Origin of the sequence: Rhodoferax sp., from assembly GCF_028688795.1 — a bacterium.
Lineage (GTDB): Bacteria > Pseudomonadota > Gammaproteobacteria > Burkholderiales > Burkholderiaceae_C > Rhodoferax.
The window spans coordinates 160,825-180,263 of record NZ_JAQTXM010000001.1 but is presented as its reverse complement, the minus strand read 5'-3'; the positions used below and the strand labels follow the sequence as shown (position 1 = coordinate 180,263).

Below are 19,439 nucleotides of genomic sequence, written 5' to 3'. Positions count from 1 at the left end.
CCCAAGCTATTCTGTCAATCTGGAAAATTCAGAACACAAAAAAGCCCGCAGTCTGCGGGCTTTTTTACAAGTGGATGACGCTGAATTACTTCAGTTTCATTTCTTTGTAGTCCACGTGCTTACGGGCTTTTGGATCAAATTTCTTGATCAACAGCTTTTCAGGTGTGGTTTTCTTGTTCTTGCTGGTGGTGTAGAAGTGGCCAGTGCCAGCTGTCGATTCCAGCTTGATTTTTTCGCGTCCGCCTTTGGTTGCCATGATGCTCTTTCAGTTAAAGGGTTTAGGCTTGACCACGAGCACGCAAATCTGCGAGCACAGTGTCGATACCTTTTTTGTCGATCAAACGCAGACCGGCATTTGAAATTCGCAGGCGAACCCAGCGATTTTCAGACTCAACCCAGAAACGGCGGTATTGCAGATTTGGCAGAAACCGACGCTTGGTTCTGTTGTTGGCGTGGGAAACCTTGTTCCCGACCATGGGGCCTTTGCCCGTGACTTCACATACGCGTGCCATTTGGACACTCCGATATTTTTAAACGGCCCATGCTGACGCATGAAGCCTCACCTCGCCAAGATCAGGGTGGCGGTAACCCATCTGCAGCCAAATCCCTCACGGGAGGTCAGCAGCAAAGCCCGAGATTATAGCCCGGGCTTTTGTGGCCGCCTGGCCAGCATTTATTCCTGTTCCAGAAAGCGCTGCGCGTCCAGTGCCGCCATACAACCGGTGCCGGCGCTGGTGATGGCCTGGCGGTAAACATGGTCTTGCACGTCGCCTGCGGCAAAGATGCCTGGAACGCTGGTTTGGGTGGAAAAGCCCTGGTTGCCGCCCTTGGTCTGGATGTAGCCGCTTGCCATGTCCAGTTGCCCTTGGAAGATGTCAGTGTTGGGGGCGTGGCCAATGGCAATGAAGCAACCCTTGAGCGTGATGTCTTCCAGTGCCCCTGAGGTCACGTTTTTGATACGCACACCGGTGACGCCGCTGGCATCGCCCAGCACCTCATCCAGGGCACAAAATGTGCGAAGTTCAATCTTGCCACTCGCCACTTTTTCCATCAGTTTGTCGATCAGGATCGGTTCGGCCCTGAATTTGTCGCGGCGGTGAATCAGCACGACTTTCTTGGCAATATTGGACAAATACAGCGCCTCTTCGACGGCTGTGTTGCCACCGCCAACCACGCAGACGTCTTCGCCGCGATAGAAGAAACCGTCGCAGGTGGCGCAGCCCGACACGCCTCGGCCCATGAAGGCTTCTTCAGACGGCAGCCCAAGGTATTTGGCGGACGCGCCGGTGGCCAAAATGAGCGAATCGCAGGTGTAAGTGCCACTGTCGCCGGTTAGGGTGAATGGGCGCTTGGAGAAATCAACCTGGCTGATGTGGTCAAACACGATCTCGGTATTGAAGCGTTCGGCGTGGGCCAGAAAGCGTTGCATCAGGTCAGGGCCTTGTACGCCGTCTACATCGGCGGGCCAGTTGTCGACCTCAGTGGTGGTCATGAGTTGCCCCCCTTGGGCAATACCAGTGATCAGCAGGGGTTGCAAATTGGCGCGTGCGGCGTAAATGGCTGCGGTGTAGCCAGCGGGGCCAGAGCCCAGAATGAGAACTTTGGCGTGTCGTGTGTCTGTCATGGGGTGCCTTTCGGAAGCGGTGTGATGGCCGTGTACAGTTAAGGGTGATACAAAAAAGCGAGTACGTTGTGTTGTATCAGACGGCGGTGTGACGAGTTTTAAACAAGGATTATGCGATGGCTGTGCTTACAAATCTGGATTTGCTGCGGCGGGTGCCAATTTTTTCGGCGCTCTCCACGCACCAAATGGCGCAGCTGGCCGATGCTGTGACCAAACGGCGTGTGAAGCGGGGAGAGTTGATTGTGGAGCAGGGCAAAAAATGCAATTCACTCTTCATTATTCTGTCAGGGCGGGCCCGTGTCGTCATGACGGACCGGCGTGGCAAAGAGGTCATTCTGGCGGTGCTTCAGGTGGGTGACTACGTGGGCGAGATCAGTCTGATTGATGGCAAAAGCCACTCGGCCAGCGTACAAACTGAAGTGCAGACGGATTTGCTCGTGTTGGAGCGAGCCGAGTTCAACCGCTGTCTGGCCGAGAACCACGCCACCGCCAGTGCGGTCATCAAGGGGCTGGCGAGCCGCCTGCGCAAGGCCGACGAAAAGATCAGCTCGCTGGCGTTGATGGATGTGTACGGCCGGGTGGCGCAGGTGCTGATGAGCTTTTCACAACCAGCAGAAGAAGACAGCAAGCAATTGCTGATCAGGGAAAAGATTACACGCCAGGACATTGCCAAAATGGTCGGTGCCTCGCGTGAAATGGTTAGCCGGGTAATGCGTGACTTTGAGGAGCGGGGCTTCATCAAAACCCATGCGAATGGCTCGGTAGAGTTGACTGAGCGTCGCTCTTTGCCGCGCTGATGTTTGTTGAGACCCTTCGAGCCATGACCTATTCGCTTCACACCTTGACTTCTCCCACGGCTCGCCAAGCTGCACCGACACGCTCAGGCGCCGCCCGTTTTGCCAATGAACTGACCTTGGTGGCCGGCTTTTTGTTGCTCGCACTGTGGTTGCTGGCGCTGTCCACTTACGCGCTGCAGGACGCGGCTTGGTCCACATCGGGCACGGGTGAGCCCGTGCGCAATGGCGCCAGCTGGTTGGGCGCCTGGCTGGCCGACGGCAGCTATTTTTTGGCGGGTTTTTCGGTTTGGTGGTGTGTGGCAGCCGCCTTGCGGGTGTGGTTGTCGGCTTTGGCACACTGGCTGCGTGGGCAGGACATGCTGGTTGCGGGCCAAGCCGCAGTGGCACGCGCACCGTGGCTGCGCTGGTTTGGCCAACGGCACAAATTCTGGCTCGGCCTGGTGTTGTTGGTGGCTGCCAGCGCTGTGCTGGAATGGACGCGTTTTTATAGCTACGAGGCCCGTTTGCCCGGCCACAGTGGTGGTTTGGTGGGGTATTTTCTGGGGCCGTTGGCGGTTAAGTGGTTGGGGTTTGCGGGCTCAGGGTTAGTGGCCATTGTGGGCGGGGTGGTGGGGTCGTCGCTGGTGTTTGGTTTTTCCTGGGGACAATTGGCTGAGCGGTTGGGGGGCTGGCTGTTTGGCAAGATCGAGACACACCGCGAACTACGCGAAGAGCAGCAAGACAAAGCCCTGGGGCAGCAAGCCGCACAGGCACGTGCTGAAGTCTTGGTCGAAGAGCGCCAGGATGTAGCGGTGCACCGCACCAAGCCGGTGCAAATTGAGCCGGTGATGGCTGAAGTGCCCAAGAGCGAACGGGTTGCCAAAGAGCGACAAAAACCCTTGTTTAATGAGTTAGTCGACAGCAAGCTGCCGCAGGTTGACTTGCTGGACGCGGCCTTGACGCGTCAAGAAACCGTGTCCCCCGAAACGCTGGAGATGACCAGCCGCATGATCGAGAAAAAGCTCAAGGATTTCGGTGTGGATGTCACCGTGGTGCTGGCGCAGCCCGGTCCGGTGATTACCCGCTATGAAATTGAGCCTGCCACCGGTGTCAAGGGTTCACAGATTGTCGGTCTGGCCAAAGACTTGGCGCGTTCTTTGAGCCTGGTGTCGATCCGCGTCGTGGAGACCATTCCTGGCAAAAATTACATGGCGCTGGAACTGCCCAATGCCAAGCGTCAAACCATCAAGCTGTCAGAAATATTGGGCTCAAAGACTTACCACGATGGCAAATCTCTGCTGACCATGGGGTTGGGCAAGGACATCATCGGCAATCCGATCGTGGCTGACCTGGCAAAGATGCCGCACGTGCTGGTGGCTGGCACCACAGGTTCGGGCAAGTCGGTGGGTATCAATGCCATGATTTTGAGCATTTTGTACAAGGCCGAGGCGCATGATGTTCGGATCTTGATGATCGATCCCAAGATGCTCGAAATGTCGGTGTATGAAGGCATTCCGCACCTGTTGTGCCCGGTGGTGACCGACATGCGTCAAGCCGCCAATGGCCTGACCTGGTGCGTGGCCGAGATGGAGCGCCGTTACAAGCTCATGAGCAAAATGGGTGTGCGCAACCTGGCTGGTTTCAACACCAAATGGGATGAAGCCAAGGCGCGCGGGGAATTCATTTACAACCCCTTCAGCCTGACGCCTGAAAGCCCCGAACCGATTGACCGCCTGCCGCACATTGTGGTGGTGATTGACGAGCTGGCCGACCTGATGATGGTGGTCGGCAAGAAGATTGAAGAGCTGATAGCCCGGCTGGCGCAAAAGGCCCGTGCCGCCGGTATTCACCTGATTTTGGCCACCCAGCGCCCCAGCGTGGACGTGATCACCGGCCTGATCAAGGCCAATATTCCGACGCGCATTGCGTTTCAGGTCAGCAGCAAGATCGACAGCCGCACCATTCTGGACCAGATGGGTGCCGAGGCCTTGCTGGGCATGGGCGACATGCTTTACATGCCCAGCGGCACCGGCCTGCCCATTCGTGTGCACGGCGCGTTTGTGAGTGACGAGGAAGTGCACCGCGTGGTGACTTACCTGAAAAGCCAGGGTGAGCCCAACTACATCGAGGGCATTCTGGAAGGTGGCACCGTGGATGGCGAAGACGGTGCCACGGGTGACGGCGCTGCGGGTGGTGAGAAAGATCCACTCTATGACCAGGCGGTCGAAATTGTCCTCAAGAACCGCAAGGCCAGTATCTCGCTGGTGCAGCGGCACCTGAAAATTGGCTATAACCGTGCAGCGCGCTTGGTGGAAGACATGGAAAACGCTGGCCTGGTCAGCAGCATGAGCAGCAGTGGCCAGCGTGAAATTTTGGTGCCCGCGCGCAGCGAATAAGGAACTGTGTGAAACGATTTTTAATTACTGTAATTTTTATAGCTGCTTACGCAGGATTGGCGGGGGCTACAGGCCTAAATAGCCTTGAAATGTTTGTTAAGAACGTCAAGTCAGGGCGCGCAGACTTCAGTCAGGTGGTGACCTCGCCCGCCAAAGAGGGCCAGTTGCCAAAAGTGAAAACCTCTACCGGCCAGTTTGAATTTGCCCGGCCCAACCGGTTCAGGTTCAATTACACCAAGCCGTTCGAGCAAACCATCGTGGCAGACGGCCAAACGCTGTGGCTGTATGACGCGGACCTGAACCAGGTCACCGCGCGCAAGCAGTCGGCCGTGTTGGGCTCAACCCCGGCGGCTTTGATTGCCTCAGCGGCAGATCTACAAGCGCTCAAAGCAGATTTTTTGCTGGCTGACGCGCCTGATGCGAATGGTTTGCAGTGGGTCACAGCCACGCCGAAGTCCAAAGACGGCCAGTTGCAGTCGGTGCGGGTGGGTTTTCGGGTGGCGGGTGAGGCGGCTGCACCTACCAGCACACTGGAGGTGCTGGAAATTCTGGACAGTTTTGGCCAGCGCTCGGTGTTGACCTTCAAACAGTTTCAAAGCAACCCCGCGCTGCCCAGCACTGCCTTTGCGTTCAAACCGCCGGTGGGGGCGGATGTGATTCGTCAGTAGCGCTCAATGGCAAGCTGACGGTGAAAGTGGTCAAGCCATTGGCTGAGGTGGCCCGGATGCGCCCGTCGTGCGCGGTGACGATGGACTGGGTGATGGCCAGCCCCAGGCCGGTCCCTTCAAAACTGCGTTGACGCGCCGGATCTACCCGAAAAAAGCGGTCAAACACCCGATCAATATGCTCGGGAGCAATGTCGTCGCCAACGTTCGATACGCTGATCTGCACGCCGGTATGCAGGGTCTGCAAGCTGACCGACACAGTGCTGGAGGGATGTGCATGGCGCACGGCATTTGACAGCAGGTTAGCCACGGCACGGCGCAACATCAGCCGGTCGGCGCTGAGCTTGCAGTCTCCCTCCAGGCTCAGCGTGATATTCTTTTCTTCAGCGATCGCTTCAAAATAATCAAACAGGGCACGAATCTCGGTGGCCATAACCAGGGGCTCACGCTGGGGCAGCACCAGCCCGTTGTCCGCTTTGGCCAGCAGCAGCATGTCGGAGATCATGCGGGCCATGCGCTCGAACTCTTCGGCGTTGGATTCCAGAATGTCGCGGTAGGTCTGGGCGCTTCGTTCACGGGTCAGGGTGACTTGAGTCTGCGTCAGCAAGTTGCTGACAGGGGTACGCAGCTCATGCGCAATGTCGGACGAAAAGTCAGACAGCCTTTGAAACGCATCTTGCAGGCGCGCCAGCATGTCGTTGAGGGACTGGGCCAGCTCAGCCAGTTCGCGCGGAACGGTTTCTACCGGCAAGCGCTGGTTGAGTTGCTGGGCGTTCACCCCTTGGGCTTGCACCTGCATGGCGCGCAACGGTGCCAGGCCGCGCCGCACCACCGCCCAGCCGAGCAAGCCCGTCAGCACTGCAGCCCCACCTACAAACAGCCACAGTGTTTGCAGAAACGCGTGCATATAGGCTTGATGGTGCGCCATGTCGGTGGCAACTGCCACCCACACCGTGTCGAGCTGGTAACGGTCACGCTGTTGTTCCAGGGCCTGGCCGCTGATCAGCTTGCCTGGCAACCCGGTGGGCAGCTCAGCGGCAACCACACGGAAGTTTTGAGGTCCAAATGACCAGACCATGGGCCGCAGTGCGTTGGACGAATGTGGGGCCGCGTTGGCCACAACCTGGTCTACAGGAAAGGTGGCGTTGGGTGTGGCAAACAGCCGGGTGTGATCGGCTCCGATGATGAGCACCTCAAGCCCATGGTGCCCCACTAGCGAATGCTCCAGTTGGTGCCCGATGTGACTCAACGCATCGGGTGTCTTCACGGTGACCAACGTCTGGCGGATCAGATCCATTTTGCCAACCAGCACCTCCATGTCCAGATCTTCAAAATGCTGCTCAACCGACGAGGCCACAACAAAACCAAGCGCCAGCAGCACCGCCGTGGAAGCCGCGACAAACAGCAGCGTCAACCGCCGGGCGATGGAGGTGCGGCCAGTTACGCGCACTCAGGGTCTTCCAGCACATAGCCCATGCCGCGCACGGTGCGGATCAGCTTTGGGCTAAAGGCGTCGTCCACCTTGGCGCGTAGGCGGCGCATGGCGACCTCGATCACATTGGTGTCGCTGTCAAAGTTCATGTCCCACACCTGCGAGGCAATCAATGAACGGGGCAAGACCTCGCCTTGGCGACGCAGCAGTAATGCCAGCAGGGCAAATTCCTTGGCAGTGAGGTCGATGCGCTGGCCAGCGCGGCTGACACGCCGGCGCAGCAAGTCCAGTTCCAGATCGGCAGCGCGCAAAAAAGGTTCGGTGGGTGCCTTGCTGCCCCGGCGCAACAGGGTGCGCACCCGGGCCAGCAGTTCAGAAAACGCAAAAGGTTTGACCAGGTAATCGTCAGCACCGAGTTCCAGGCCTTTGACCCGGTCATCCACCGCATCACGTGCTGTCAAAAACATCACCGGCATGTCTTTGCCGGCGCGGCGAATGCCTGCCAGCACACCCCAGCCGTCCAGACCCGGCAGCATCACGTCCAAGATGGCAAGGTCGTGGTCTTCGGTGACTGCCAGATGCAAGCCATCGGGGCCGTTGTGGGCCAGATTGACCGTGAAACCAGCCTCGGACAGGCCTTGCTTGAGATAGTCCCCGGTTTTGGGCTCATCCTCGACGATCAGGATTTTCATGGCTGCATTCTGCCTTGGCCGGGTACGCCCGCGAGGCGCGGGTTGCTGGATGACAAAAAAGTAATCTGGCGGTCAGCTTGCGGTGGGGCGCTGGCGGGCAGACTTCAGACATTGCCATTTTCAGTACCCCATCAATTTTTGAAAGAAATCGCATGCAAGCCCATATAAATAAAGCGCTAGCAGCTATTGTTTTTGTAGTTTCCATGCCTGTCTTGGCGCAGATGGATCACAACGCCCACATGGCGCAGGCCACCAAACCGGCCGCCAAGGCAAGTGCTGATGCCGCACTGAGCGATGCGCTGGTGAAAAAAGTGGACAAATCCAAAGGGACGGTCACCTTGGCACACGGCGCTTTGCCCAATGGCATGCCGCCGATGACCATGGCGTACAAGGTCAAGGACGCAGCCATGCTTGGGCAGCTGCAAGCGGGGCAAAAAATCCGCTTTGCCACCGATCCAGCCGACGGTGGCATGACGGTCACCAAAGTCGAACTGGTCAGGTAATTCATAGGTGACCATTTGCCACTTATGAAACCCACGGCCCCCACGCTTATTTTTGCCGCTTGGCTGGTTGCTACTGTGGCGGCGCTGGGCGCGCTGTTTATGAGTGAAGTCATGGGCCTGGCACCGTGCGTGCTGTGCTGGTGGCAGCGCATCTTCATGTTCCCGCTGGTGCTGATTCTGGCGCTGGGGCTGTTCCCGTTTGATGCCAAGGTGCTCCGCTATGCCTTGCCGCTGGCGGTCATCGGGCTGCTGGTGGCCGGCTTTCATGTGCTGCTCACCATGGGCATCATCCCGGAAGCCCTGGCCCCTTGTCGTCAGGGCATTCCGTGCAAGACGATCCAGATTGAATGGTTTGGTTTTGTGACGATTCCCTTGCTCTCTTTTCTGGCTTTCTTAACCATCAATGGCTTGCTGTGGGCAGCCACCCGGAGTTCTTCCAAATGAAACAAAAAAATCTCTTCATCGCAGTGATTGCATTGCTGATTCTGGTGTTTGCCGGTGGCGCGTTCTTTTACAAAAACCAGCAGGCCCAAGCAGCCGCGCAACTGGCACAGCAGAACATGGCTGCACTGGTGCGCGCAGATGCACCGAGCTTTGGCAACCCCAATGCACCGGTGCACATCGTTGAATTTTTTGACCCGGCGTGCGGCACCTGCCGCGAGTTTTATCCGTTGGTCAAGGCCATGATGACCGCGCACCCGGAAAAGATTCGCCTGAGCATGCGCTACGCGCCATTTCACCCCGGTTCTGAATCGGTGGTGAAAGTGCTGGAAGCCTCGCGCAAGCAGGGCAAGTTTGAGCAAACGCTGGCGGCATTGTTTGCTGGCCAGGATAAATGGGTGCTTAACCACACCGCCAATGTGCAGCTGACCGGACCGATTCTGGAAACCTTGGGCATGGACATGGCCAAGTTACAAAGTGATGCCAATGCACCTGAAGTGGCGACCATGATTGCGCGTGATCTGGCGGATGCCAAAACCATGAACGTGACCATGACCCCAGAGTATTTTGTCAACGGCAAGCCCTTGCCCCAGTTCGGGCTCGATGAGTTGAAGAGGCTTGTCGACAGCGAACTTGCCAACACTCAATAGGCTCCCCATGAAAACTGTTTTACAAGCCACAGCTCTCACTGCGCTGTTGGTTCTAGGGGGGGGGTCGTCTGCACTGGCCCAAGAGACCTTGCCCGGTGCCACGGTAGAGAGCTTGCTGGCCCTGGCCAAAGCCAACAACCCGGACTACACCAGCATGCGTCACGAATCTCAGGCAGCTAACGAACGCGTGACGATGGCAGGCGCCCTGATGGACCCGAAGTTCCGCATCGAATGGATGGACATCACCAAGGGAGATTCGCAGTCACCCACGCTGTGGCCCAATGAAACGGGCAGCACCAAATACACCTTCATGCAAGACCTGCCCTGGTGGGGCAAGCGCGATCTGAAACGTGCCATTGCCGTGCAAGAAGCGCAGGCGGTAGACGGCAAGGCGCAAGGCACCTGGAGCATGCTGGCGGCCAAAGTCAAAACCACGCATGCCCAGCGCTACTTTATTTACCACACCAAAAAGCTCACCCAAGAGTTGCTTGACCTGACCAACCGCTTGGCCAATGTGGCGCAAGTGCGCTATGCCGGTGGTTTGGCCATGCAACAGGATGCGATTCGCGCCCAAGTGGAGCAAACCGCCATGCAAACCGAGTTGGTGGCGTTGGACGGCGAAGCGCGTCAGGTCGATGCACGGCTGAATGCGTTGCTGGCACGCCCTTCCAATGCACCGTTAACCGCACCTGAAATTTTGCCGGTGTTGCCCGCTGAGGCCAAGCTCAATGCCGATGCCTTGATGGCGCGGGTGTACAGCAGCAATCCGCAGCTGTTTTCTGAAGAGGCGCGTATCAAGGCCGCAGAACTCTCACGCGAGTTGGCCGTGAAGAACCGCTACCCGGACTTCACGCTGGCCATCACGCCCACGCAGATGCAAAGCCGCATCCGTGAGTGGAGTTTGATGCTGGAGATGAACATTCCGCTGCAACAAGGCACGCGCCGTGCGCAGGAGCGCGAAGCGCTGGCCATGCTCAATGCCGCGCAAACCCGTCGCGCCGCCGTGGCCAACCAAGTGGCCTCGGATTTGTCTGAAAACCTGGTCGGCATTGATGCGGCACAGCGCACCGAACGGCTGGCCAAGACCAGCCTGTTGCCGCTAGCCGAATTGACTTTTCAGGCGGCCTTGGCAGGTTATGAGAACGGCAAGCTGGACTTTGCCACGCTGCTCGATGCCCAGCGACAGGTGCGCCAGGCCAAACAAAGCCAGCTCAAAGCCCAGTTAGAAGCGCAAATGCGGCTGGCTGAAGTGGAAAATTTAATTGGGGAAGCATTATGAAAACAGGTGCCGGGCTTGCCCTTGGTTTGGTGGTGGCATTGGCCGCGGCAAGTGGTTATTACGCTGGAACCCGCGGTGCAGCGATGCCCGCGTCACACAACAGTGACACGGGGGCGACGGCTGCAGGAGCTGAAGCCCCTAAACCCGCCAAGAAACTGCTGTACTACCGCAACCCCATGGGCTTGCCCGATACCTCGCCCACGCCTAAAAAAGATCCGATGGGCATGGATTACATCGCGGTTTACGAAGGCAGTGACGCAGACGAGGCGGCCGCACCAGGGCAGGTCGTGATCAGCACGCAAAAGGTGCAAAAACTGGGCGTGCGGGTCGAAGCAGCGCAAAAGCGCATCCTGGACAAAACCGTGCGCGCGGCTGGCCGCATTGAGCCTGATGAACGCCGCCTGTTTACCATTGCACCCAAGTTTGAAGGCTATATCGAGCGCTTGTTGGTAAGCACCACCGGTCAGTCCGTTGCCAAGGGCCAGCCTCTGTTTGAGGCTTACAGCCCCGAGCTGGTCTCTGCGCAGCGCGAATATGCCATTGCGGCGCAAGGCGTAGCCGCGCTCAAAGATGCCGGCAGCCAGGCGCAGACGGGTATGCAGCAGCTGGCACAGTCCAGCCTGTTGCGCCTGAAAAACTGGGACATCTCTGATGAACAAATCAAGGCCTTGACGAGCACCGGTGCAACGCAGCGCACGCTCACTTTCCGCTCGCCTGCCACCGGCATTGTGATGGAGAAAAAGGCCGTGCAGGGCATGCGCTTCATGCCCGGCGAAATGCTGTACCAAGTGGCCGATTTATCACGAGTTTGGGTGATGGCTGATGTCTTTGAGCAAGACCTGGCGCTGGTCAAAAATGGTGCCAAGGCGCAGGTCAATATCAACGCCTATCCAGACAAGACTTTCACGGGCGTCGTCACTTACGTTTACCCCATGCTGAAAGCTGAAACACGTACCGTGCCGGTGCGGGTGGAGCTGGCCAACCCCAGTGGTTTGATCAAGCCGGGCATGTTTGCACAGGTAGAGCTGCAGGTGGCTGTCAAGGCCGCGGGCATCACCGTGCCGGTGTCGGCGGTGATTGACAGCGGCACGCGCCAGATTGTGCTGGTGCAACTGAAGGAAGGCCGCTATGAGCCTCGCGCGGTGAAAACCGGTGCCCGCAGCGACAGCTACATCGAAGTGCTTGAAGGCGTGCAAGAGGGCGAGCAAGTGGTAATTGCTGCCAACTTCCTGATTGATGCCGAGAGTAACCTGAAGGCAGCGGTGGGCGGTTTTGCCGGCGCACCAACTGCAACCGCTTCATCGGCTACTGCGGCCGTCAACGCACCTGCGGCGGCGGGCCATCGCGCTGAAGGCACGGTTGAAGAAATCGACAGCAAGACCGGCACGGTCACTCTGATCCATGGCCCGATTACTAGCCTGAAATGGCCGGCCATGACGATGGAGTTCAAGACTGCCAACGTGGCGTTGTTCAAAACGCTCAAGCCCGGTGCCAAGGTTGCCGTGGAGTTTGTCGAGCGCGCACCGGGCGAGTGGGTCATCACCAGCGCCAAGCCGCAGGCCGCGCAATAACGGAGCCGCACCATGCTCTCGAACATCATCGACTGGTCTGGCCGCAACCGCTTTCTGGTGCTGCTGGCCACGCTTTTCGTCGTGGTGGGCGGCGTGTTTGCCGTGCTGCGAACGCCCATTGACGCGCTGCCCGATTTGTCCGATGTGCAGGTCATTGTCTACACCGAATACCCTGGCCAGGCCCCGCAGGTGGTGGAAGACCAGGTGACGTATCCGCTGACGACCTCGATGCTGGCGGTACCCAAATCCAAGGTGGTGCGCGGTTTTTCATTCTTTGGCGCGTCGTTTGTTTACATCATTTTTGAAGATGGCACCGATATCTATTGGGCGCGATCACGCGTGCTGGAATACCTGAACTTTGCCGCAGGCCGCATGCCCAAAGGCATCACGCCGCAGATCGGGCCGGATGCCACGGGTGTGGGTTGGGTGTACCAATACATCTTGATTGCCAAAGACAAAACCCTGGCCGAGTTGCGCAGCATTCAGGACTGGTATGTGCGTTACCAGTTGACCAAGGCGCATGGGGTGGCCGAGGTGGCGTCGGTGGGCGGCTTTGTGCAGACCTATCAGGTGACGGTGGACCCGGTCAAGCTGCGTTCTTACGGCATCCCGTTGATGAAGGTGGCGCAGGTGATTCGCGACTCCAACCGCGATGTGGGTGGCCGCGCGGTGGAGATGGCTGAGACCGAATACATGGTGCGCGGCAAGGGCTACCTGCGCGGCAAGGACGACATCGAGCTGCTGGTAGTGAACGCCGACAAGGGCACGCCGGTGCTCGTGCGTGACATTGCGCGGGTTGAGATGGTGCCCGACGAGCGCCGGGGCCTGACTGAACTCAATGGTGAGGGCGAGGTGGTTTCCGGCATCGTGATGGCGCGCTACGGTCAGAACGCCTTGGAGGTGATTGCCAACATCAAGGACAAGATCGCCGAGATTGGCCCTGGCTTGCCCGAAGGCGTGAGTGTGCAGACGGTGTATGACCGCTCGGAACTCATCAACCGCGCCATCGACACCTTGAAACGCACGCTGATTGAAGAGTCGTTGATCGTGGCCGCCGTGTGCATCATCTTTCTGATGCACGTGCGCAGCGCCCTGGTGGCTATTCTGATGCTGCCGGTGGGCATTTTGATGGCCTTCATTGCCATGCGGCTGCTCGGCATGAGCTCCAACCTGATGAGCCTGGGCGGCATCGCCATTGCCATCGGCGCGATGATCGACGCGGCCATTGTGATGATCGAAAACGCCCACAAACACTTGGAGCGTTTGCCAGAAGAGCATACCAAGCTGCAACGCTTTGATGCAATGCTGGCAGCCTGCCGGGAGGTCGGCCCGGCCTTGTTCTTCTCGCTGCTGATCATTACCGTGTCTTTCCTGCCCGTATTCGCCCTCGAAGACCAAGAAGGTCGCCTGTTTTCCCCTCTTGCGTACACCAAGACCTTTGCCATGGCCAGCGCAGCGGTGCTGTCCGTTACGCTGGTGCCGGTGTTGATGCTGTTGTTCATCCGTGGCAAGGTCATGCCAGAGGCAAAAAACCCGGTGAATAGAGTGCTAATTTTGGTCTACAGACCAATCATTTCTGGCGTACTTCGCTATAAAAAAGTGACTATCGCGCTGGCTCTGCTGGTGCTCGGTGCATCGTTTTTCCCAGCCTCCAAGTTGGGCTCGGAATTCATGCCAACGCTCAACGAAGGCAGCTTGTTGTACATGCCCGCCTCGCTGCCTGGCATGTCCATCACCAAGGCAGCTGAATTGCTGCAAACACAAAACAAAATCATCAAGAGCTTCCCTGAAGTGGTCTCGGTCTGGGGCAAGGCGGGCCGCGCCAACACCGCCACCGACCCGGCGCCGACCGAGATGTTTGAGACAGTGATCAACCTCAAACCCGAATCAGAGTGGCGCGCGGGCCTTACCATCGACAAACTGATCGCCGAAATGGACAAAGCGCTGCAGTTCCCCGGCGTTGCCAACAGCTGGACCATGCCGATCAAGGCGCGCATTGACATGCTTTCCACGGGCATTCGCACACCGATTGGCATCAAGGTGTTTGGCAAAGACCTCGATGAGATGGAGAAACTGGCCAAGCAGATCGAGTCTGTGGTCAAGGCCGTGCCCGGAACGACCAGCGCCTTTGCCGAGCGCATCACCGGTGGCTTTTACCTCAATATCGAGCCCGACCGCACGCAACTCGCCCGCTACGGCCTGGCAGTGGGAGATCTGCTGGATGTGATCGGCACCGCCCTGGGTGGTGAAATGGTCACCACTACTGTTGAAGGCCGGGAGCGTTATGGCGTGACAGTGCGCTACCCGCGTGAACTGCGCGGCGACCCGCAGCAGATTGCGCGTGAGGTGCTGATCCCCACCATGGATGGGGCGCAAATTCCGTTGGGCCAGTTGGCCAAGGTGGTGGTAGCCAAAGGCGCACCTGGTATTCGCACCGAAAACGCGCTGTTGTCTGCCTACATCTATGTGGACATTCGTGACCGTGACATTGGCGGGTATGTGGCTGACGCGAAGAAGGCCGTGGCCGAGAGCATCACCTTTCCGCCGGGTTATTACGTCACCTGGAGCGGCCAGTTTGAGTACATGGAGCGCGCCATTGAGAAGATGAAGGTTGTCATCCCGGTCACGCTGCTGAGCATTTTCTTGTTGCTGTACCTGAATTTTCGGCGCATCACTGAGACGCTGATCGTCATGCTGTCTGTGCCGTTTGCCTTGGTGGGCGGGGTTTGGCTGATGTGGTTTCTGAATTACAACTTGTCTGTTGCCGTGGCGGTCGGCTTCATTGCACTGGCGGGCGTAGCGGCGGAGACCGGCGTGATCATGCTGATATATCTGGATCATGCGTGGGAAGCCATCAAGCTAAAGTGCCGCGCAGCGGGGCGTGAACCCGGTGTGGGCGACCTCTATGAAGCGGTGATGGAAGGTGCAGTGGAGCGTGTGCGCCCCAAGATGATGACCGTGGTGGCGATCATGGCTGGCTTGCTGCCTATCATGTGGGGAACGGGCACAGGCTCGGAGGTGATGAGCCGCATCGCCGCGCCGATGGTCGGCGGCATGATCTCAAGCACCGTTTTGACGCTGGCGGTGATTCCGGCGATTTATGCGCTGGTCAAGCAGTGGCGGCTGGCAAGAGGCATGGAAAGCTAGGCAGGCGCCTGGCTTGAGATTTTTTCGGCTGTCAAACCAAGCCAGCCAAACCCACAAGCTCGCGCCAGGCCGCCAGCTTGCGCTCGAAACTCCAACTGGCGTTGGCCGGGCTGGTGGAGGGCAAGCGGTACACCGGCAGGCCCAGCGCGCGGGTGATGCGGGCATGCCGAAAGCTCTCACCGCCGTTGTGTGCAATCAGTTGCAGGTTGGGGCAGTCGCGCAACAGGCCCGCCAGGTCATTGACTTGCGGCGTGCGAATGGCGCTGTCCAGACTGCCCACGCGCTCGCATGAAGCATAAACATCCCACACGCCCAGACCTTTGCCAAGCATCCAGTCAACACGTTTTTGATAGCTATCTGCGCTTATTTCATAAGGGCTAGAAGGCCAAATGGCTTGAAGAATTCGCCAGAATGCATTTTGCGGATGGGCGTAATACTGCTGGCGCGCCAGCGACGTGGCGCTGGGGAAACTGCCCAACACCAGCATTCGGGTGTTGCCATTGACCAGCGGCGGCAAGCCAGTCAGGCGCGTTGATTCAGTCGTATTGGTCATGGCTTTCATCTTATCGATACCTGGATCCATGGTCATGCCTGCCAAGTCACAATATTGCCCATGACTTCGCCCCCACTCACGCACATTCCCTTGGCCGAGCGCCTGCGCCCCAAAACCCTGGGCGAAGTGGTGGGCCAGCAGCATTTGCTGGGCGAGGGCATGGCACTGCGCCTGGCCTTTGAATCTGGTCAGCCGCACAGTTGCATTTTTTGGGGCCCGCCGGGCACCGGAAAAACCACCATTGCCCGGCTGATGGCCGACGCGTTTGACGCGCAGTTCATCACCATCAGCGCGGTGCTGGGTGGGGTTAAAGACATTCGTGAGGCGGTTGAAAAGGCGCAACTGGCCCAGCAGCAAGGCTTGCGCACCTTGGTGTTTGTCGATGAGGTGCACCGCTTTAATAAAAGCCAGCAAGACGCGTTTTTGCCGCATGTGGAAAGCGGCCTGTTCACCTTCATTGGGGCCACCACCGAGAACCCGTCGTTTGAAGTGAACTCGGCTCTGTTGTCACGCGCGGCGGTTTATATGCTGCAAGCGTTAACGGCCGATGATTTAAAGCAAATAGTGGCGCTAGCCCAATCGCATCATGCGCTACCAGCTATTGAAGATATAGCGGTTGAGCGCTTGGTGGCGTATGCCGATGGTGACGCCCGTCGACTGCTCAACACGCTGGAAATTCTGGCGGTGTCGGCCTTGCAGGAAAAACGCAGCGAAATCACCGATGTCTGGCTGCTCAAGGTCCTGGGCGAGCGCATGCGCCGTTATGACAAAGGCGGTGAGCAGTTTTACGACACCATTTCGGCGCTGCACAAATCGGTGCGCGGCTCGGACCCCGATGCCTCGCTGTACTGGTTCATGCGCATGCTCGACGGCGGTGCCGACCCCAAGTACATGGCACGCCGCCTGATCCGCATGGCCAGTGAAGACATTGGCCTGGCTGACCCGCGCGCGCTGCGCCTGGCGCTGGACGCCGCTGAGGTCTATGAGCGCCTGGGCACGCCCGAGGGTGAGCTGGCGCTGGCTGAATGCGTGGTGTACCTGGCGATTGCGCCCAAGTCCAACGCCGTTTACAAGGCTTTCAACGAAGTCAAGGCCTTCATCAAGCAGGACGGCACGCGCCCGGTGCCCATGCACCTGCGTAACGCGCCAACCAAGCTGATGAAAGAACTTGACTACGGCAAAGGCTACCGCTATGCCCATGACGAAGCGGGCGGCTTTGCAGCGGGCGAGCGCTATTTACCCGACGGCATGACCGACCCCGGGTTTTACCGCCCAGTTGAGCGTGGCCTGGAGATCAAAATAGCCGAGAAGATGCGCAGCCTGAAACAGCGCAATGATCAAGCGCGCTGATGTGCCGTAAAGCTTGCTAATCATGCTTGCGCGCAAGGGTAAACCCGGCCAAGCGCTGTCTGATGCCACCAAAACCCTTCACTACAATCGCGTCCACTTATCTGTCGGATCACTTAAGTTGGCAGGTTTATTGCTAACTCACCGGCAGGGCTCACAAGGCTGTACCGCACATCACACTTTGGGTGCTGATGAAATCACCCGTCAAAAATCGGAGAAGAAAATATGGAAACCTTCATACAGCAGATCATCAATGGTCTGGTGTTGGGCAGCATGTATGCCTTGGTCGCGCTGGGCTACACCATGGTGTACGGCATCATTGGCCTGATCAATTTTGCCCACGGCGAGGTGCTGATGGTCGGCGCACTCACCAGTTGGACCATCATCGGCCTGATGCGCGATGCCATGCCGGGCACACCGGGCTGGCTTATTTTGCTGATTGCGCTGGTGATTGCCTGCGTTGTGGCGGCCGCTTTAAATTTCACCATTGAAAAAGTCGCCTACCGGCCGCTGCGCAACAGCCCACGACTGGCGCCGTTGATCACCGCCATTGGCATGTCGATCTTGCTGCAAACGCTGGCCATGATCATCTGGAAGCCCAACTACAAGTCGTTCCCCAATTTGCTGCCAACAGTGCCCTACGAGATTGGTGGCGCGGTGATCACGCTCACCCAGGTGCTGATTCTGGGCGTGACGGTGATGTCGCTCGCCACCTTGATGTGGTTGGTGAATTACACAAAATTAGGTAGGGCCATGCGTGCCACGGCTGAAAATCCGCGTGTGGCAGCGCTCATGGGCGTCAAGCCAGACGTGGTGATTTCAGCCACCTTTGTGATTGGCGCGGTGCTGGCAGCCATTGCCGGTGTGATGTGGGCTGCCAATTACGGCACCGTGCAGCACACCATGGGTTTCCTGCCAGGCTTGAAGGCCTTCACGGCAGCGGTGTTTGGTGGCATTGGCAACCTGGCCGGTGCCGTGGTGGGGGGTATTTTGCTGGGCCTGATCGAGTCACTGGGTGCGGGCTACATCGGCGCCATCACCGGCGGTGTGCTGGGCAGCCATTACTCGGACATTTTTGCGTTCATTGTGTTGATCATTGTGCTAACGCTGCGGCCTTCGGGCTTGCTGGGTGAGCGGGTGGCTGACAGAGCCTGAAACTTTGCGGGACAGACCGCAGTTACGCGAAGCGAACCAGCTCTGTCCTCAACTGATTAGAAAGTGTTTATGACTCAGAAACAAAAACAAATCGTCGTGTTCTTGCTGGCCGCTGTCGGTCTACTGGTCGCGCCACTGATCCTGCAAAACTTTGGTAACGCCTGGGTGCGCATTGCCGATATGGCGCTGCTGTATGTGCTGCTGGCCTTGGGCCTGAACATTGTGGTGGGCTACGCGGGCTTGCTTGACTTGGGCTATGTGGCGTTTTTTGCCATTGGTGCCTACATGTATGCGCTGTTGGCCTCGCCACATCTCACAGAAACGTTTCCGGCCATCGCGGCCATGTTTCCTAATGGCTTGCACATGCCGATCTGGGTCATCATTCCGGCTGCGGCGGGTTTGGCGGGGCTGTTTGGCGTGCTGTTGGGCGCGCCCACCTTGCGCCTGCGGGGTGATTACCTGGCCATCGTCACGCTGGGTTTTGGTGAAATCATTCGCGTGTTTCTGAACAACCTGGATCACCCGGTCAACATCACCAATGGCCCCAAGGGCATGGGTGAGATTGATTCACTGACATTTTTCGGCACAAGTTTTGGCAAAACCCTGACCATTGGCGGGTTCGACATCCCCTCGGTCACGCTGTATTACTACTTGTTTCTGGTGCTGGTGGTGGTCAGTGTGATCATTTCACACCGTTTGCAAATGTCGCGCGTTGGCCGGGCCTGGATGGCCATTCGGGAGGACGAAATCGCTGCCAAGGCGATGGGCATCAACACCCGCAACCTCAAATTGCTGGCGTTCGGCATGGGCGCGACCTTTGGCGGTGTATCTGGCGCCATGTTTGCGTCGTTCCAGGGATTCATCTCCCCCGAGTCCTTCAGTTTGATGGAGTCGGTGATGATTGTGGCCATGGTGGTGCTGGGCGGTATTGGCCACCTGCCGGGCGTGATTCTGGGTGCGGTTGCCTTGTCGGCCTTGCCAGAGGTGCTGCGTTATGTGGCCGGCCCATTGCAAGCCATGACCGGTGGCCGGCTCGATTCGGCCATCCTGCGCCAGTTGCTGATTGCCCTGGCCATGATCACCATCATGCTGATGCGTCCGCGCGGGCTTTGGCCGGCGCCTGAGCACGGCAAGGCCTTGCAATCTACCAAATCCTGAGCCGGCGCAGACCGCATCCCAATAGATCGAAAGGGGCCGCTTTGGTGTGC

General features: G+C 58.2%; 18 protein-coding genes. 12 read left to right on the top strand and 6 right to left on the bottom strand.

Annotation, left to right across the window (positions count from 1 at the left end; genetic code table 11):
• Positions 1 to 85: 85 nt before the first annotated feature.
• The 3 genes from rpmG to trxB form a co-directional block, all read right to left on the bottom strand.
• A complete protein-coding gene (gene rpmG, locus PHQ58_RS00860) occupies positions 86 to 256 on the bottom strand; it encodes a 50S ribosomal protein L33 (protein WP_300105811.1) in 171 nt (56 codons plus the stop codon).
• A 22-nt stretch (positions 257 to 278) separates the two neighbouring features.
• Positions 279 to 512 (bottom strand): 50S ribosomal protein L28, encoded by a 234-nt coding sequence (gene rpmB, locus PHQ58_RS00855; protein WP_300105809.1) that lies wholly within the window; start codon positions 510 to 512, stop codon positions 279 to 281.
• A gap of 161 nt (positions 513 to 673) precedes the next feature.
• Entirely contained in the window at positions 674 to 1,624 is a 951-nt protein-coding gene (gene trxB / locus PHQ58_RS00850) for a thioredoxin-disulfide reductase (RefSeq protein ID WP_300105807.1), read from the bottom strand.
• 116 nt (positions 1,625 to 1,740) lie between these two features.
• Between trxB and PHQ58_RS00845 the strand changes: the two genes are divergently transcribed.
• The 3 genes from PHQ58_RS00845 to lolA are packed head-to-tail and all read left to right on the top strand — an operon-like array spanning position 1,741 to position 5,464.
• The gene (locus tag PHQ58_RS00845) at positions 1,741 to 2,421 is read left to right on the top strand and encodes a Crp/Fnr family transcriptional regulator (protein WP_300105805.1); all 681 of its coding nucleotides are present in this window, start codon (positions 1,741 to 1,743) and stop codon (positions 2,419 to 2,421) included.
• Positions 2,422 to 2,444: 23 nt separating this feature from the next.
• Complete coding sequence (locus PHQ58_RS00840; RefSeq protein ID WP_300105803.1) at positions 2,445 to 4,796, top strand: DNA translocase FtsK; 2,352 nt, start codon at positions 2,445 to 2,447, stop codon at positions 4,794 to 4,796.
• An 8-nt stretch (positions 4,797 to 4,804) separates the two neighbouring features.
• The gene (gene lolA / locus PHQ58_RS00835; RefSeq protein WP_300105801.1) at positions 4,805 to 5,464 is read left to right on the top strand and encodes an outer membrane lipoprotein chaperone LolA; all 660 of its coding nucleotides are present in this window, start codon (positions 4,805 to 4,807) and stop codon (positions 5,462 to 5,464) included.
• Here lolA and PHQ58_RS00830 read toward each other — a convergent pair.
• Together PHQ58_RS00830 and PHQ58_RS00825 are read right to left on the bottom strand one after the other, a co-directional pair.
• Positions 5,427 to 6,911, bottom strand: a complete 1,485-nt coding sequence (locus tag PHQ58_RS00830; RefSeq protein ID WP_300105799.1) for a heavy metal sensor histidine kinase — start codon at positions 6,909 to 6,911, stop codon at positions 5,427 to 5,429. The two genes, lolA and PHQ58_RS00830, sit on opposite strands and share 38 nt — an antisense overlap.
• Entirely contained in the window at positions 6,902 to 7,585 is a 684-nt protein-coding gene (locus tag PHQ58_RS00825) for a heavy metal response regulator transcription factor (protein ID WP_300105797.1), read from the bottom strand. Before PHQ58_RS00825 ends, PHQ58_RS00830 begins: the two co-directional genes overlap by 10 nt.
• 203 nt (positions 7,586 to 7,788) lie before the next feature.
• Between PHQ58_RS00825 and PHQ58_RS00820 the strand changes: the two genes are divergently transcribed.
• Genes PHQ58_RS00820 through PHQ58_RS00795 form a run of 6 tightly spaced genes read left to right on the top strand, consistent with a single transcriptional unit; the run spans position 7,789 to position 15,176 of the window.
• Positions 7,789 to 8,088 carry a copper-binding protein gene (locus PHQ58_RS00820; RefSeq protein WP_300105796.1) on the top strand — a complete coding sequence of 100 codons (300 nt, stop codon included), beginning with the start codon at positions 7,789 to 7,791 and terminating at the stop codon, positions 8,086 to 8,088.
• Between the two features lie 24 nt (positions 8,089 to 8,112).
• Complete coding sequence (locus PHQ58_RS00815) at positions 8,113 to 8,532, top strand: disulfide bond formation protein B (protein ID WP_300105794.1); 420 nt, start codon at positions 8,113 to 8,115, stop codon at positions 8,530 to 8,532.
• On the top strand, positions 8,529 to 9,179 hold the full coding sequence (locus PHQ58_RS00810) for a thioredoxin domain-containing protein (protein ID WP_300105793.1): 651 nt from the start codon (positions 8,529 to 8,531) through the stop codon (positions 9,177 to 9,179). Before PHQ58_RS00815 ends, PHQ58_RS00810 begins: the two co-directional genes overlap by 4 nt.
• Positions 9,180 to 9,186: 7 nt before the next feature.
• On the top strand, positions 9,187 to 10,458 hold the full coding sequence (locus tag PHQ58_RS00805) for a TolC family protein (RefSeq protein WP_300105791.1): 1,272 nt from the start codon (positions 9,187 to 9,189) through the stop codon (positions 10,456 to 10,458).
• A complete protein-coding gene (locus PHQ58_RS00800; protein WP_300105789.1) occupies positions 10,455 to 12,029 on the top strand; it encodes an efflux RND transporter periplasmic adaptor subunit in 1,575 nt (524 codons plus the stop codon). Before PHQ58_RS00805 ends, PHQ58_RS00800 begins: the two co-directional genes overlap by 4 nt.
• 12 nt (positions 12,030 to 12,041) lie before the next feature.
• Complete coding sequence (locus PHQ58_RS00795; protein ID WP_300105787.1) at positions 12,042 to 15,176, top strand: CusA/CzcA family heavy metal efflux RND transporter; 3,135 nt, start codon at positions 12,042 to 12,044, stop codon at positions 15,174 to 15,176.
• 31 nt (positions 15,177 to 15,207) lie between these two features.
• Here PHQ58_RS00795 and PHQ58_RS00790 read toward each other — a convergent pair whose 3' ends face one another.
• Positions 15,208 to 15,729, bottom strand: a complete 522-nt coding sequence (locus tag PHQ58_RS00790) for a DNA-deoxyinosine glycosylase (RefSeq protein WP_300105785.1) — start codon at positions 15,727 to 15,729, stop codon at positions 15,208 to 15,210.
• Positions 15,730 to 15,789: 60 nt separating this feature from the next.
• Between PHQ58_RS00790 and PHQ58_RS00785 the strand changes: the two genes are divergently transcribed.
• From PHQ58_RS00785 to PHQ58_RS00775, 3 genes are all read left to right on the top strand, one after another.
• A complete protein-coding gene (locus PHQ58_RS00785) occupies positions 15,790 to 17,079 on the top strand; it encodes a replication-associated recombination protein A (RefSeq protein WP_300105783.1) in 1,290 nt (429 codons plus the stop codon).
• Positions 17,080 to 17,301: 222 nt separating this feature from the next.
• The gene (locus PHQ58_RS00780; protein WP_300105781.1) at positions 17,302 to 18,231 is read left to right on the top strand and encodes a branched-chain amino acid ABC transporter permease; all 930 of its coding nucleotides are present in this window, start codon (positions 17,302 to 17,304) and stop codon (positions 18,229 to 18,231) included.
• Positions 18,232 to 18,300: 69 nt separating this feature from the next.
• Positions 18,301 to 19,389, top strand: a complete 1,089-nt coding sequence (locus PHQ58_RS00775) for an ABC transporter ATP-binding protein (protein WP_300105779.1) — start codon at positions 18,301 to 18,303, stop codon at positions 19,387 to 19,389.
• The last annotated feature ends 50 nt before the right edge of the window (positions 19,390 to 19,439 follow it).

Excerpts from the sequence above, each read along its gene's own strand:
- rpmG (WP_300105811.1), bottom strand. The coding sequence starts at position 256 with ATGGCAACCAAAGGCGGACGCGAAAAAATCAAGCTGGAATCGACAGCT.
- rpmB (WP_300105809.1), bottom strand. The coding sequence starts at position 512 with ATGGCACGCGTATGTGAAGTCACGGGCAAAGGCCCCATGGTCGGGAAC.
- trxB (WP_300105807.1), bottom strand. The coding sequence starts at position 1,624 with ATGACAGACACACGACACGCCAAAGTTCTCATTCTGGGCTCTGGCCCC.
- PHQ58_RS00845 (WP_300105805.1), top strand. The coding sequence starts at position 1,741 with ATGGCTGTGCTTACAAATCTGGATTTGCTGCGGCGGGTGCCAATTTTT.
- PHQ58_RS00840 (WP_300105803.1), top strand. The coding sequence starts at position 2,445 with ATGACCTATTCGCTTCACACCTTGACTTCTCCCACGGCTCGCCAAGCT.
- PHQ58_RS00825 (WP_300105797.1), bottom strand. The coding sequence starts at position 7,585 with ATGAAAATCCTGATCGTCGAGGATGAGCCCAAAACCGGGGACTATCTC.
- PHQ58_RS00820 (WP_300105796.1), top strand. The coding sequence starts at position 7,789 with ATGCCTGTCTTGGCGCAGATGGATCACAACGCCCACATGGCGCAGGCC.
- PHQ58_RS00815 (WP_300105794.1), top strand. The coding sequence starts at position 8,113 with ATGAAACCCACGGCCCCCACGCTTATTTTTGCCGCTTGGCTGGTTGCT.
- PHQ58_RS00810 (WP_300105793.1), top strand. The coding sequence starts at position 8,529 with ATGAAACAAAAAAATCTCTTCATCGCAGTGATTGCATTGCTGATTCTG.
- PHQ58_RS00805 (WP_300105791.1), top strand. The coding sequence starts at position 9,187 with ATGAAAACTGTTTTACAAGCCACAGCTCTCACTGCGCTGTTGGTTCTA.
- PHQ58_RS00800 (WP_300105789.1), top strand. The coding sequence starts at position 10,455 with ATGAAAACAGGTGCCGGGCTTGCCCTTGGTTTGGTGGTGGCATTGGCC.
- PHQ58_RS00795 (WP_300105787.1), top strand. The coding sequence starts at position 12,042 with ATGCTCTCGAACATCATCGACTGGTCTGGCCGCAACCGCTTTCTGGTG.
- PHQ58_RS00790 (WP_300105785.1), bottom strand. The coding sequence starts at position 15,729 with ATGACCAATACGACTGAATCAACGCGCCTGACTGGCTTGCCGCCGCTG.
- PHQ58_RS00785 (WP_300105783.1), top strand. The coding sequence starts at position 15,790 with ATGACTTCGCCCCCACTCACGCACATTCCCTTGGCCGAGCGCCTGCGC.
- PHQ58_RS00780 (WP_300105781.1), top strand. The coding sequence starts at position 17,302 with ATGGAAACCTTCATACAGCAGATCATCAATGGTCTGGTGTTGGGCAGC.
- PHQ58_RS00775 (WP_300105779.1), top strand. The coding sequence starts at position 18,301 with ATGACTCAGAAACAAAAACAAATCGTCGTGTTCTTGCTGGCCGCTGTC.